Source organism: Kluyvera sp. 1366 (genome assembly GCF_054823405.1).
Map to the genome: position 1 here is coordinate 102,011 of NZ_JBTRDW010000012.1, position 13,580 is coordinate 115,590.

Genomic DNA, 13,580 nt, shown 5'->3' on the forward strand with positions numbered 1-13,580 from the left:
GGTTGATGTGAATTTATCGTTAACGAGCATAAACGAGAAATAGCGAAATTGAAAACTGTGTACTGCGTCATAAAAATGCGCGTTTTCGCGTCTTTTGCGTTTCTTTAAGGCCCATTCACCGCGCTTTACTGGTCGATGCTGACGTGATCGCGCACACAGATGCGCGAAGATGCGCATTTTTTTAGGCATAGACTGAAAAGTGTTACAGACTGCCCTCGCAGGCCTTGTGCCGCTGGACTTGCTGGGTTTGGCTACATACAATCGAGTCATCGTGGCTGAGCGCACTGTAATAAGGCATGCACTAGCCCCATCAACGCCTTGCAAGATTTAGGAGAGGTCAGAAAGATGTCATTTGAAGTGTTCGAGAAACTGGAAGCGAAAGTACAGCAGGCGATTGATACCATCACTCTGCTGCAGATGGAAATTGAAGAGCTGAAAGAGCAAAACAACACGCTGAAAAACGAAGTCAGCCAGGCTTCAGGCAACCAGGATGCACTGGTGCGTGAAAATCAGCATCTGAAAGAAGAGCAGCATGTCTGGCAGGATCGTCTGCGGGCACTGCTGGGAAAAATGGAAGAAGTTTAAGCGTCAATGCTTAAACCAACGGGTGCCGCGGCACCCGTTTTTGTTGCGGCTTACTCGATGTCGAGCGCGTCTTCAGACAGGATGATGCCGGTATTGTCGGCATACAGATGGTCGCCAGAGAAGAAAGTCACGCCGCCGAAGTTAACGCGCACGTCACTTTCGCCAATGCCTTCACCCGCTGCTCCCACCGGAATCGCCGCAATCGCCTGAATGCCGATTTCCAGCTCTTCGAGATCGTCAACCTGACGCACCGAGCCGTACACCACAATGCCTTCCCACTCATTTTGCGCCGCCAGACTCGCCAGCTGAGCATCGACCAGTGCGCGACGGACCGAACCGCCGCCATCCACCAGCAATACGCGACCCCGACCGTTCTCTTCCAGCAAATCGTAGAGTAAGCCGTTATCTTCGAAACATTTCACTGTGGTGATTTGACCACCGAATGAGCTGCGCCCACCAAAGTTCGAAAAAAGCGGTTCAACAACATTCACAGCTTCGTGGTAGATGTCACAGAGTTCAGATGTATCGTATTTCATGAGGGTTTTCGTCTGTTTGCCACAGGAGCGCTAAGTATATCGCTATCTGGCGATTGTTGGCAAAATCATCAACCGCCAAAAAAAGCGTTGCATCAATATCCTGCGTAAAAAAAAGCCCGGCACAGTGGCCGGGCAGAGATTTCGCGGGTGAAGCTTACAGAATGAAGCGGCTGAGATCTTCGTCGGCCACCAGCTCATCCAGATGCTTACCAACGTACTCAGCATCGATAGTGATCGACTCACCGTTACGATCGCTGGCGTCATAGGAGATATCTTCCATCAGACGCTCCAGCACGGTATGCAGACGACGCGCACCGATGTTCTCGGTGGTCTCGTTCACCTGCCATGCGGCTTCGGCGATACGCCGCACTGCGTCATCGGTGAAGTCGATGTTGACCCCTTCGGTGCCCATCAGCGCTTTGTACTGCACGGTAACCGAGGCGTTTGGCTCGGTCAGAATGCGCTCGAAGTCATTGACGGTCAGCGCCTGCAGTTCAACGCGAATCGGCAGACGGCCTTGCAGTTCTGGGATCAGATCTGACGGGCTGGCGACCTGGAACGCGCCGGAAGCGATAAACAGAATGTGGTCGGTTTTCACCATGCCGTGCTTGGTGGAAACGGTGCAACCTTCCACCAGCGGCAGCAGGTCGCGCTGTACGCCTTCGCGTGACACGTCTGGACCGCCCGCATTCTGGCCGCCGCGCTTACAGATTTTGTCGATTTCGTCGATGAACACGATACCGTGCTGCTCAACCGCATCGATGGCATCCTGCTTCAGCTCTTCCGGGTTCACCAGCTTGGCCGCTTCTTCTTCAATCAGCAGCTTCATGGCTTCTTTGATTTTCAGCTTACGCGGTTTCTGCTTCTGCCCACCGAGGTTCTGGAACATCGATTGCAGCTGGCTGGTCATCTCTTCCATGCCCGGAGGCGCCATGATCTCAACGCCAGCCGATGAAGCGGCCAGATCGATCTCAATCTCTTTGTCATCCAGCTGGCCTTCGCGCAGTTTCTTGCGGAAGGATTGACGCGCTGCCGATGGCTCAGCCGCTTGTTCAGCCTGGCCCCAGTTATTTTTCGCGGGTGGGATCAGCACATCCAGGATGCGCTCTTCCGCCATCTCTTCCGCGCGGTACTTGTTCTTCTCGATTGCCTGGCTGCGCACCATCTTGATGGCAGAATCGGTCAGATCGCGAATGATGGAATCAACCTCTTTACCGACGTAACCGACTTCGGTGAATTTGGTGGCTTCCACTTTGATGAACGGTGCGTTCGCCAGTTTGGCTAAGCGACGGGCGATTTCGGTTTTACCGACACCGGTTGGACCAATCATCAGAATGTTTTTTGGCGTCACTTCATGGCGCAGCTCTTCGTCGAGCTGCATGCGGCGCCAGCGATTACGCAGGGCGATCGCGACCGCCTTCTTTGCGCCGTCCTGGCCGATGATAAAGCGATTAAGCTCGCTGACAATCTCGCGTGGAGTCATCTCAGACATGATGTTTAGTCCTTAGCCTTAGACGGTAATGCTTCGAAGTTAATATTGTGGTTGGTGTAGATACAGATATCGCCAGCGATGTTCAGCGCTTTCTCCACGATATCGTGTGCACCAATGTCGGTGTTTTCCAGCAGCGCGCGTGCCGCTGCCTGGGCGTAAGGCCCACCAGAACCAATTGCGATCAGGTCATTTTCCGGCTGGATAACGTCGCCGTTGCCGCTGATGATTAATGAGGCGTTTTCGTCGGCCACCGCCAGCAGCGCTTCAAGGCGGCGCAGCATGCGATCGGTACGCCAATCTTTAGCCAGTTCGACCGCCGCTTTCACCAGATGGCCCTGGTGCATTTCCAGCTTGCGCTCAAACAGTTCAAACAGGGTGAAGGCATCTGCGGTACCGCCAGCAAAGCCGGCGATCACTTTATCGTTGTAAAGACGACGGACTTTTTTAACGTTGCCTTTCATTACGGTATTGCCGAGCGTAGCCTGGCCATCACCGCCAATCACTACCTGGCCGTTGCGTCGTACACTTACTATTGTTGTCACGGGCAGACCCCTTGTTGCAGTAGAAAAGGAACTCCGCGCACTCGGCGCGGAGTATCATGCAACCAGATATGGGGTAGGAAAAAGGGGTTTCAACCCCCGAGAGCGAGGGGAATACAACTTCCGTGGCCGGAACTGTGTAAGCGTTTGACTGTGCTGTCGGCGCTGCTGCGATCTTTGAACGGCCCGATCACCACGCGATTCCAGCCACCGCCGGTGGTAATGCGGCTCTCAAATCCTTCAAATGCCAGACCGGCGCGCACAGATTCCGCCTGATCGGTGCCTTTGAACGAACCACACTGCACCATCCAGCGTTGTGAAGCGGCTTTCTCTTCCGCTTTCGCCTTGGCCGTTTCCTGCGGCTTGGTTTGCTGCGTTGGCTCACGCGTGATCGGCGCAGCTTGTTGTTGCTGCTGACGCGCGGCCTGTTGTTGCTGCAACTGTTGCTGGCGTTGCTGCTGTTGTAACTGTTGCTGCTGACGTTGCAACTGCTGCTGTTGTTGTTGCTGAACCTGCTGTTGCTGCACCTGCTGACGCTGCAGCGTTTGCTGGCGCTGCGCCGGGGTTTGTTCGTTCCACGGCACTTCGTTCAGCTGCGTCGGCTGCTGGCGCATATCGGCCTGCATCTGCTCCAGCAGCTGGCGCTGTTCATCGGTCAGCTGCGTTTGTGATTGCACGCCACCAGCCGAAGGCTCAGTCGGCGACGGAACGGTAATTTGGCGATTTTCCAGCTCTTTGATGTACTTCCAGCGCTCTTCCGGCTTCGGCGGCAGGCCGTTACCGTTGGCTTTGTGGTTTGGAATGACCTCAATCTCTTCTTTCTTATGATGCGAGATAAACCATAAACCACCGGCAAAGGTGACCAGCACGGCCGCGGCCAGTACCATCATGAGCTTTGAAGTGCCTGATCCGCCTTTGCTTTTCTTGCTGCGGCTGGCGGGTTTTTTGCGACGCGTCCCTGTTGAACGCCCGCGGCCTACATAATCTTTCTGTGCCACTTTCGTTCTGCTACCCTTCAAAAAAATGCCAATGGGCATGTAAATGTGCTGTTAATTGCCCGGCAATGAATGCGCCATGTTACGCAAGGGCTGGAACTTTGACCAGCACAGTCTGCCTTCAGAATCCGCTGAAAATGCAGGCGTCTACGCACTATTTTTCCCGTTTTGCCGCCGGTGCCGTACTGCCGCGCACGCGCAGCTCCGCATCCAGCAGGCGCGAACCGTTATTCACGCGTTTACCCTGCAGCTCATCAAGTAACAGCAGCATCGCTTCTCGGCCGATGGCAAAACGCGGCTGGGCCACGGTGGTCAGCGGCGGATCGTAGTATTGCGCCAGTTCGATATCATCAAAGCCCACCACCGACAGATCCTGCGGAATGCGCATGCCAAGTTTACGCGCCTGGTTCATCGCGCCCAGCGCCATCAAATCGCTATGGCAGAAAATCGCTTTCGGCGGCTGCGGCAAACTCATCAACTGCTTAAGCGCATTCGCGCCGGCTTCAAAGGTGAAATCGCCATGCACAATCATCGTTGGGTCGATGGCGATGCTGCTGCGACGCAGCGCCTGAATGTAGCCCTGCAAACGATACTGGCTCAGCGGAATGTGTTCTGGCCCGGTGATACAGGCAATTTGGCGATGACCAAGCTGCAGCAGGTGATTCACCGCTTCAAAGGCGGCGGTGAGGTTATCGATATGGACCGTGGGTAATGCCATCTCCGGCGCAAATTCGTTACCCATCACCATCGGCGGCAGGTTGCGCTGATCTTCAATGCCCGCCTCAAACGGCAGCTGTGAACCCAACAGCACCATGCCGTCGATCTGTCGCGTCAGCATTAAATTCAGAAAGGTTTTTTCCTGTTTATTCTGATGCGCGCAATCGCCAATCAGTACCAGATAACCTTCATGCGCAGCGGTGACTTCCACGCCGCGAATGATCTCACTGAAGAAGGGATCGCAGATGTCCGGCACAATCACCAGAATGGTTTGCGTTTCACCGCGTTTGGCATTGCGCGCCAAACCGTGCGGCGCATAACCCACGGCAATCACCGCTTTTTCGACCTTGAGCCGGGTAGCAGCAGAGACTTTTTCTGGATTCATCAACGCACGTGAAACCGTAGCGGTTGAAACGCCTGCTTTCTCGGCCACATCTTTCATGGTGGCGGCGGTGGAGGGTTGCTTCTGGTCCAACGTATAACTCCTGACGCGGTACAGCGCATTGATTTTCAGACATTACCGGGCTTCAACCGGGTCGGCACTATTGTTAACCCAAGGTCGCGTCGGGTTGTTACTTAATTTGCATAAAAATTGTGACTTGTGCGACTTTTTTCGATCTGGCTCGCAGTTGTGGCGTGGCTTAGCTCTCGGTGGGATCGATATCCAGCGTCCATTTCACTTTGCGTGACGCCGGCAAGGTGGCGATCAGCGGCAGCGATCCGCTCAACAGCTGTTGCAGACGTTTGCGCGACGGATGCTGCAACAGCAGCTGCCAGCGCCAGCGTCCACTGCGCTTCGGTGCCAACGCCGGAACCGGCCCCATCAGCCACATCGCCTCATCTTTAAGCGGGCTGGCTTCCAGCAAATTACGCAGCTGTGTGAGGAATTCCGCCGCCTGCTGGTTATCCATATCCTCAGCGCGGAACAGCGCATGGCTGGTCCACGGCGGCAGCTGAACGGACTGACGCTCCAGCAGCGTTTGATCGGCAAAGGCGAAATAGCCGCGATGCAGTAATGTTTGCAGCAATGGATGTTCCGGATGATGGGTCTGCAGCAACACTTCGCCCTGTTTACCCGCACGACCGGCGCGACCCGCGACCTGCGTGTAGAGCTGAGCGAAACGCTCGGCGGCGCGGAAATCGGCTGAGAACAGCGCGCCATCAACATCCAGCAGCGACACCAGCGTGACATCCGGGAAATGATGGCCTTTCGCCAGCATCTGCGTGCCCACCAGAATGCGCGCGCCGCCGCGATGCACATCGGCCAGATGCTGCTCCAGCGCGCCTTTACGGCTGGTGGTGTCGCGATCAATGCGCGATACCGGCACGTCGGGGAACAGCGTGCCCAGCTGCTGTTCCAGCTGTTCGGTGCCGACGCCGACCGGCATCAAATGCGTTGAACCACAGCTTGGGCACTGATTTGGCAGCGGGCGCTGGCTGTCACAATGGTGGCAGCGCAGCTGGCGATGGTTCTGGTGCAGCGTGTAGTAGCTATCGCAGCGCTGGCACTCGGCCAGCCAGCCGCAATCGTGGCACATCAGCGCCGGAGAGAAGCCACGGCGGTTGAGGAACAGCAGAACCTGATTGTCGGCCTGCAGGTGCTGACGCATTTTGCCGAGCAGTGCTGGCGCCAATCCGCCTTTCAGCTGCTGACCTTTAAGATCGATCAGCTGCTGTAACGCCGGTTTAGCATTGCCCGCGCGTTTGGTGAGATTGAGCTGGCGATATTTGCCGACGCGCACGTTGTGCAAGGTTTCCAGCGCGGGCGTGGCGGAACCCATCACAATCGGAATGTCTTCCTCATGCGCGCGGAACACCGCCAGATCGCGCGCCTGATAGCGCCAGCCTTCCTGCTGTTTGTACGAGCTGTCGTGCTCTTCATCAATGATGATGACGCCGGGGCGCGCCAGCGGCGTGAACAGCGCCGAGCGTGTACCGATAACAATCGCCGTTTCGCCGCTGCGCGCACGCAGCCAGACGGCGAGGCGTTCGCTGTCATTCAGTGCCGAGTGCAGCACATCAATCGGCGCATCAAAGCGCTCACGGAAGCGGGCGATGGTTTGCGGCGTCAGGCCGATTTCCGGCACCAGCACCAAAGCCTGTTTGCCGCGTGCCAGCACGTTCTCCAGCACGCTGAGATACACTTCAGTTTTACCCGAGCCGGTAATGCCAGCCAGCAGCCACGGCGCATAGTGATCGTCTTCACTGCGCATCGCGCCCACCGCCATCGCCTGATCGGTATTCAGGCGCAGGCGATCCCCTTTGACGGCAAAGCTGGTACGCCAGTCGTGCATCTGCGGCGTGTGTTCACGCAGTTCGCACAAGCCTTTTGCGCGCAACGCTTGCAGCGCGGCATCGGTAAAATCGTGTTCGCTGACCTGATGACGATAGAGCGGTCGCTGACGTAGCATCGCCAGCGCTTGCTGCTGTTTCGGCGCGCGCTTCAGGCTCTCCATCGCCACTTCACGGCCAGCATCATTAATCACCCATTGCCACAGCGGCGCTTCCTGCGCGGGTTTGCCCTGACGCAGCAGCACCGGCAGCGCATGGCTCAGCACTTCGCCGAGCGGCGAATGATAATAGTTGGCGGCCCAATGCAAAATGCGCCACAGGGCGGGCGAGAACAGACTTTGATCGTCGAGCACGCTCTCTATCTGCTTGAGCTGCGTCAGCGGCAGATCGCTGGTCTCACACGTGCCGATCACAATGCCGATCATTTTGCGACTGCCGAACGGCACATTCACGCGTGCGCCCGCCACCGGCTGCGGCGCATCGGCAGGCAGCAAGTAATCAAACAGGCGAGGTAGCGGAACGGGCAGGGCAACCTGAACAACGGGCATCTGAATCTCTATCCGGTTCTGAAGTAAGGAGAAGTAGTGTACACGGCTAATTAGGAAGCGGCTATTTGCTAAAACCGGTTAATTTCTGTATACTATGCCGCCTTCGATGAGATCACTTGTCGGAGCATACACTTAATGTTCAACCGCGTGTGGTGCTGTGCAGGCTGAGCCTGGCACGGAGAGCGACACGGCCTTTTATGAGGTTCTCCCATGAAACAAGGTATTCACCCTAAGTACGAAGCAGTAACCATGACTTGCTCTTGCGGTAACGTGATCAACACCCGTTCAACCATGGCTTCTGGTCTGAACCTGGACGTGTGCGGCAAATGCCACCCGTTCTACACTGGTAAGCAGCGTATTGCTGACACCGGTGGCCGTGTAGATCGCTTCAACAAGCGTTTCAGCGTGCCAGCAAGCAAGAAATAAGATTTTTGGCCGTCGAATCTTCGCGATTCGGCAGCAAGAAAAAACCCAGCCTCGGCTGGGTTTTTTTATTTCTGGCTTCAGTATTCCCAACTATCGGGATCGATGCCCATTTCACGCATAATCTGTTTCGCTTCTTCCGGAATCTCATCGCTGCGTTCTTTACGCAAATCGACATCGTTCGGCAGAGGCTGCCCGGTGAAAGCATGCAAAAAGGCTTCACACAGCAGTTCGCTGTTGGTGGCGTGACGCAGGTTGTTCACCTGACGGCGGGTGCGCTCGTCCGTTAAAATCTTCAGCACTTTCAGCGGGATAGAAACTGTGATTTTCTTAACCTGCTCGCTCTTCTTGCCATGTTCAGCGTAAGGGCTGATATATTCGCCGTTCCATTCAGCCATGGGTTACCTTAATCAATAAAAGTTGAATATGGGGAAATCCGTTGATTATGCCCGATTTTTCGATGCCTGACCCCTTAAACCGCAGGTTTTATGCTTGAGCACCGCTTCTGCAAAGGAAAGCGCGCTGAACACCAGGCGATGACGGACAATTTTAGCGGTTATTGATGATTTGCTCAATCTATACGCAAAGACATTTAGATGTCCAGATGTATTGACGTCTATGTGCGGAATGTTATCCTGTTGCTCTTCTTTTTCTTCAGGAACAGTAAGCACCATGACGCGTAAACAGGCAACCATCGCAGTACGTAGCGGTTTGAATGATGACGAGCAATATGGCTGCGTTGTCCCACCGATTCATCTTTCCAGCACCTATAACTTCCTCGACTTCAATGAGCCGCGTGCGCATGACTATTCACGTCGTGGTAACCCAACGCGCGATGTGGTTCAGCGCGCGCTGGCAGAACTGGAAGGTGGCGCAGGCGCGGTATTGACCAATACCGGCATGTCAGCGATTCATCTGGTGACAACCGTGTTCCTGAAGCCGGGCGATCTGCTGGTGGCGCCACACGACTGTTACGGCGGCAGCTATCGCCTGTTCGATAGCCTGAGCAAGCGCGGCGCGTATCGCGTGAAGTTTGTCGATCAGGGCGATAAAGCTGCGCTGGCCGCTGCTCTGGCCGAGAAGCCAAAACTGGTGCTGGTTGAAAGCCCAAGTAATCCACTGCTGCGTGTGGTCGATATCGCCAGCATTTGCGCCGCCGCGCGTGAAGCTGGCGCCATTAGCGTGGTAGACAACACCTTCCTCAGCCCGGCGCTGCAAAACCCGCTGGCGCTGGGTGCCGACTTGGTTGTTCACTCCTGCACCAAATACCTGAATGGTCACTCTGATGTGGTGGCGGGCGCGGTGATTGCGAAAGATCCAGCGATGGCCACCGATCTGGCGTGGTGGGCGAATAATATTGGTGTAACCGGCGCGGCGTTTGATAGCTACCTGCTGCTGCGCGGTTTGCGCACGCTGTCACCGCGCATCGCCGCTGCACAACGCAATGCATTGGCGATAGTTGATTACCTGAAGCAACAACCGCTGGTGAAAAAACTGTATCATCCGTCCCTGCCGGAAAATGCCGGTCATGAGTTTGCGGTACGTCAGCAGCGTGGTTTTGGTGCCATGCTGAGTTTCGAAATCGATGCCGATGAGGCTCGCCTGCGCCGCTTCCTGAAAGCGCTGCAGTTGTTCACGCTGGCCGAATCGCTGGGCGGCGTAGAAAGTTTGATTTCGCATACCGCGACCATGACGCATGCTGGCATGTCTGCAGAAGCACGCGCGGCAGCGGGAATTTCGGAAACACTGCTGCGTATTTCTGTTGGGATTGAAGATCACGAAGATTTAATCGCCGATCTGGATAATGCATTCCGGATCGCAGCCGAGGAGTAATCATGACGAGTTCAGTGGGCGCGGGAACGCCGATCAAGCAGTTGCATAAATTTGGTGGCAGTAGCCTGGCCGACGCACGTTGCTATCAGCGCGTGGCCAGCATCATGGCGGATTACAGCCAGCCAGGCGACTTAATGGTGGTCTCTGCCGCAGGCAGCACCACTAACCAGTTGATCAGCTGGCTGAAATTGAGCCAGAGCGATCGCTTATCTGCTCATCAGGTGCAACAGGCTTTACGGCGTTTTCACAGCGAGTTAATTGCTGCGCTGCTGCCTGCTGAATATGCCGAAACCCTGACGTCTTCCTTTATACGCGATCTGGAAAGACTGGCGGCGCTGCTCGATGGCACCATCACCGATGCGGTGTATGCCGAAGTGGTGGGGCATGGCGAAATCTGGTCGGCGCGCTTGATGGCCGCGGTGCTGAGCCAGCGCGAGATCGAAGCCGCCTGGCTGGATGCGCGTGACTTCTTGCGTGCTGAACGTGCCGCGCAGCCGCAGGTTGATGAAGGCAAATCCTGGCCGCTGCTGCAGGAGCTGTTAACACAGCATCCGCATAAGCGTTTGGTGGTGACCGGATTTATCAGCCGCAGCGAAGCGGGTGAAACCGTGCTGCTTGGGCGTAACGGCTCGGACTACTCGGCAACGCAGATTGGTGCGCTGGCGGGCGTGGGGCGCGTGACCATCTGGAGCGATGTGGCGGGCGTTTACAGCGCCGATCCGCGTAAAGTCTCTGATGCGTGCCTGCTGCCGCTGCTGCGTCTTGATGAAGCCAGCGAGCTGGCGCGTCTGGCGGCGCCGGTGCTGCACACCCGCACCTTGCAGCCGGTTTCCAACAGCGACATCGACTTGCAGCTGCGTTGCAGCTATCAACCGGAGCAGGGCTCGACGCGCATTGAGCGCGTGCTGGCCTCCGGCACCGGCGCGCGTATCGTCACCAGCCACGATGATGTGTGTCTGGTGGAGATTCAAATTCCCGACAATCACGATTTCAAAACCCAGCAGAAAGAGATCGATCTGCTGCTGAAGCGCGCGCAGCTGCGTCCGCTGGCGATCGGCGTGCATCCCGATCGCCGCCTGCTGCAGCTGTGTTACACCTCGGAAGTGGTGAATAGCGCCTTCAACCTGTTGCAGGACGCCGCACTGCCGGGCCATCTGCAGCTGCGCGACGGCTTGGCGCTGGTGGCGCTGGTGGGCGCGGGCGTGACGCGTAATCCGCTGCACAGCCACCGCTTCTGGCAGCAGATCAAAGATCAGCCGGTGGAGTTTGTCTGGCAATCGGAAGATCACATCAGCATCGTGGCGGTACTGCGCGTCGGCCCGACGCAGCACCTGATTCAGGGACTGCATCAGTCGCTGTTCCGCGCAGAAAAACGCATCGGCCTGATCTTGTTCGGCAAAGGCAACATCGGTTCACGCTGGCTGGAGCTGTTTGCCCGCGAGCAGGAAACGCTGTCGGCGCGTACGGGATTTGAGTATGTGCTGGCGGGCGTGGCAGACAGCAGCCGCAGTCTGCTGAGCTACGACGGTCTGGAAGCCAGCCGCGCATTGGCGTTCTTTGATGATGAAGCGGTCGAGCGCGATGAAGAGTCGCTGTTCCTGTGGATGCGTGCGCACCCGTTCGATGATTTAGTGGTGCTGGACGTCACCGCAAGCGAGCAGCTGGCGCAGCAGTATCACGATTTCGCCAGCCACGGCTTCCACGTTATTAGCGCCAATAAGGTTGCTGGTGCGTCGAGCGGCCAGAGCTGGCGTCAGGTACGCGATGCTTTCGCCAAAACCGGTCGTCACTGGCTGTATAACGCCACCGTCGGTGCCGGTTTGCCGGTCAATCACACGGTGCGCGATTTGCGCGAAAGCGGCGATAGCATTCTGGCGATCAGCGGCATCTTCTCCGGCACGCTGTCGTGGCTGTTCCTGCAATTTGACGGCACGGTGCCGTTTAGTGAGCTGGTCGATCAGGCGTGGCAGCAAGGCTTGACCGAACCGGACCCGCGCGTTGATTTGTCCGGGCAGGACGTAATGCGCAAGCTGGTGATTCTGGCGCGTGAAGCGGGCTACGACATCGAGCCGGATCAGGTGCGTGTCGAATCGCTGGTGCCGGCGATTTGCGACGGTGAGTCGATTGATCACTTCTTCGAAAACGCCGACGAGCTCAATGACCAGATGCTGCAGCGTCTGGAAGCGGCGCAGGAGATGGGCTTAGTGCTGCGTTACGTGGCGCGTTTCGATGCCAATGGCAAAGCGCGCGTCGGCGTGGAAGCGGTGCGCCCCGAGCATCCGCTGGCCGCGTTGCTGCCGTGCGATAACGTGTTTGCCATCGAAAGCCGCTGGTATCGCGATAATCCGCTGGTGATTCGCGGACCGGGCGCAGGCCGTGATGTTACGGCGGGCGCGTTGCAATCGGATATCAACCGCCTCGCACAGCTGCTGTAATCTGCCTCACTCTGCAGACGGCATCGTCCGTCTGCATTCTTCACCTTCTCCCGCGCATCATGAAACGCTTTCACCTTGAGTGAAGATTTGTCACGCCTGTTCATTAATTTTCAGTTGACGCTAGCGTGCGAATCGTTCATTTTGTGCATCTGGACGTCTAAACGTATGGATGTTCGAAGGCCGCAAAATAATCGATATGTGATGACGAGGTAATTAGGATGAGTTTCTTTCACGCCAATCAACGCGAAGCGTTGAACCAGAGCCTGGCTGAGCTGAACGGGCAAATTAATGTCTCTTTCGAATTTTTCCCGCCACGTACCAGCGAAATGGAAGAAACCCTGTGGAGCTCAATCGATCGACTGAGCAGCCTGAAGCCAAAATTCGTCTCCGTCACCTACGGTGCCAACTCGGGCGAGCGCGATCGTACGCACAGCATCATCAAAGGCATCAAAGATCGTACCGGTCTGGAAGCCGCACCGCATCTAACCTGTATCGATGCCACGCGTGATGAGCTACGCAGCATCGCGCGTGATTACTGGGATAGCGGCATTCGTCATATCGTGGCCCTGCGCGGTGATTTACCGCCGGGCAGCGGCAAGCCGGAGATGTACGGCTCGGATTTGGTGGCGCTGCTGAAAGACGTTGGCGATTTCGATATCTCGGTGGCGGCCTATCCGGAAGTGCATCCCGAAGCGAAAAGCGCGCAGGCCGATTTGATTAACCTGAAACGCAAAATTGATGCCGGTGCTAAGCGCGCCATCACCCAGTTCTTCTTCGATGTGGAAAGCTACCTACGCTTCCGCGATCGCTGTGTCTCAACCGGTATCGACGTGGAGATCGTGCCGGGTATTTTGCCGGTCTCTAACTTCAAACAGCTACAACGCTTCGCTACCATGACCAATGTGCGGGTGCCGGGCTGGATGAGTGCAATGTTTGAAGGTCTGGATAACGATCCGGAGACGCGCAAAATGGTCGGTGCCAGCGTCGCGATGGACATGGTGAAGATCCTGTCGCGGGAAGGGGTGAAGGATTTTCATTTCTATACGCTGAACCGCGCCGAGTTGAGTTACGCCATTTGCCACACGTTGGGTGTGCGTCCGGCGATGGGAGGTTAAGATTGGCGGTCGCCATGAATGGCGGCCTTACAAAATCCAATAAAAAAGGAGCCAGTTGGCTCCTTTTTCA

General features: G+C 56.4%; 12 protein-coding genes. 5 read left to right on the forward strand and 7 right to left on the reverse strand.

Annotated elements, in window-relative coordinates; genetic code table 11:
• Positions 1-345: 345 nt before the first annotated feature.
• Positions 346-585, forward strand: coding sequence for a cell division protein ZapB (gene zapB / locus ACVLVH_RS22150; protein ID WP_007885384.1), 240 nt, complete (start codon positions 346-348; stop codon positions 583-585).
• Between the two features lie 50 nt (positions 586-635).
• Here zapB and rraA read toward each other — a convergent pair whose 3' ends face one another.
• From rraA to priA, 6 genes are all read right to left on the reverse strand, one after another.
• On the reverse strand, positions 636-1,121 hold the full coding sequence (gene rraA, locus ACVLVH_RS22155) for a ribonuclease E activity regulator RraA (RefSeq protein WP_061720294.1): 486 nt from the start codon (positions 1,119-1,121) through the stop codon (positions 636-638).
• Positions 1,122-1,275: 154 nt separating this feature from the next.
• Positions 1,276-2,613: an ATP-dependent protease ATPase subunit HslU gene (hslU, locus tag ACVLVH_RS22160; RefSeq protein WP_007885388.1), complete on the reverse strand. Its 1,338-nt coding sequence runs from the start codon at positions 2,611-2,613 to the stop codon at positions 1,276-1,278.
• 5 nt (positions 2,614-2,618) lie between these two features.
• Positions 2,619-3,155 carry an ATP-dependent protease subunit HslV gene (hslV, locus tag ACVLVH_RS22165; RefSeq protein ID WP_101760642.1) on the reverse strand — a complete coding sequence of 179 codons (537 nt, stop codon included), beginning with the start codon at positions 3,153-3,155 and terminating at the stop codon, positions 2,619-2,621.
• 89 nt (positions 3,156-3,244) lie between these two features.
• Positions 3,245-4,150 carry a cell division protein FtsN gene (gene ftsN / locus ACVLVH_RS22170; protein ID WP_192415333.1) on the reverse strand — a complete coding sequence of 302 codons (906 nt, stop codon included), beginning with the start codon at positions 4,148-4,150 and terminating at the stop codon, positions 3,245-3,247.
• Between the two features lie 151 nt (positions 4,151-4,301).
• Positions 4,302-5,339 (reverse strand): DNA-binding transcriptional regulator CytR, encoded by a 1,038-nt coding sequence (cytR, locus tag ACVLVH_RS22175; RefSeq protein WP_061720292.1) that lies wholly within the window; start codon positions 5,337-5,339, stop codon positions 4,302-4,304.
• A gap of 166 nt (positions 5,340-5,505) precedes the next feature.
• Positions 5,506-7,704 carry a primosomal protein N' gene (priA, locus tag ACVLVH_RS22180; RefSeq protein ID WP_192415334.1) on the reverse strand — a complete coding sequence of 733 codons (2,199 nt, stop codon included), beginning with the start codon at positions 7,702-7,704 and terminating at the stop codon, positions 5,506-5,508.
• 210 nt (positions 7,705-7,914) lie between these two features.
• Here priA and rpmE point away from each other — a divergent pair, with 210 nt between their 5' ends.
• The gene (rpmE, locus tag ACVLVH_RS22185) at positions 7,915-8,130 is read left to right on the forward strand and encodes a 50S ribosomal protein L31 (protein ID WP_007885402.1); all 216 of its coding nucleotides are present in this window, start codon (positions 7,915-7,917) and stop codon (positions 8,128-8,130) included.
• A gap of 77 nt (positions 8,131-8,207) precedes the next feature.
• On the opposite strand, the gene metJ is transcribed toward rpmE, so the two are convergent.
• Positions 8,208-8,525, reverse strand: coding sequence for a met regulon transcriptional regulator MetJ (gene metJ / locus ACVLVH_RS22190; RefSeq protein WP_007885403.1), 318 nt, complete (start codon positions 8,523-8,525; stop codon positions 8,208-8,210).
• A gap of 274 nt (positions 8,526-8,799) precedes the next feature.
• Between metJ and metB the strand changes: the two genes are divergently transcribed.
• The 3 genes from metB (at position 8,800) to metF (ending at position 13,510) form a co-directional block, all read left to right on the forward strand.
• On the forward strand, positions 8,800-9,960 hold the full coding sequence (metB, locus tag ACVLVH_RS22195) for a cystathionine gamma-synthase (RefSeq protein ID WP_101760640.1): 1,161 nt from the start codon (positions 8,800-8,802) through the stop codon (positions 9,958-9,960).
• Between the two features lie 2 nt (positions 9,961-9,962).
• Positions 9,963-12,395: a bifunctional aspartate kinase/homoserine dehydrogenase II gene (locus ACVLVH_RS22200; RefSeq protein WP_176972238.1), complete on the forward strand. Its 2,433-nt coding sequence runs from the start codon at positions 9,963-9,965 to the stop codon at positions 12,393-12,395.
• Positions 12,396-12,613: 218 nt separating this feature from the next.
• A complete protein-coding gene (gene metF, locus ACVLVH_RS22205; protein ID WP_192415336.1) occupies positions 12,614-13,510 on the forward strand; it encodes a methylenetetrahydrofolate reductase in 897 nt (298 codons plus the stop codon).
• Positions 13,511-13,580 lie beyond the last annotated feature (70 nt).

Bases quoted from the DNA above. Each gene is read 5' to 3' on its own strand.
- zapB (WP_007885384.1), top strand. From the start codon at position 346: ATGTCATTTGAAGTGTTCGAGAAACTGGAAGCGAAAGTACAGCAGGCG.
- rraA (WP_061720294.1), bottom strand. From the start codon at position 1,121: ATGAAATACGATACATCTGAACTCTGTGACATCTACCACGAAGCTGTG.
- hslU (WP_007885388.1), bottom strand. From the start codon at position 2,613: ATGTCTGAGATGACTCCACGCGAGATTGTCAGCGAGCTTAATCGCTTT.
- priA (WP_192415334.1), bottom strand. From the start codon at position 7,704: ATGCCCGTTGTTCAGGTTGCCCTGCCCGTTCCGCTACCTCGCCTGTTT.
- rpmE (WP_007885402.1), top strand. From the start codon at position 7,915: ATGAAACAAGGTATTCACCCTAAGTACGAAGCAGTAACCATGACTTGC.
- metJ (WP_007885403.1), bottom strand. From the start codon at position 8,525: ATGGCTGAATGGAACGGCGAATATATCAGCCCTTACGCTGAACATGGC.
- metB (WP_101760640.1), top strand. From the start codon at position 8,800: ATGACGCGTAAACAGGCAACCATCGCAGTACGTAGCGGTTTGAATGAT.
- ACVLVH_RS22200 (WP_176972238.1), top strand. From the start codon at position 9,963: ATGACGAGTTCAGTGGGCGCGGGAACGCCGATCAAGCAGTTGCATAAA.
- metF (WP_192415336.1), top strand. From the start codon at position 12,614: ATGAGTTTCTTTCACGCCAATCAACGCGAAGCGTTGAACCAGAGCCTG.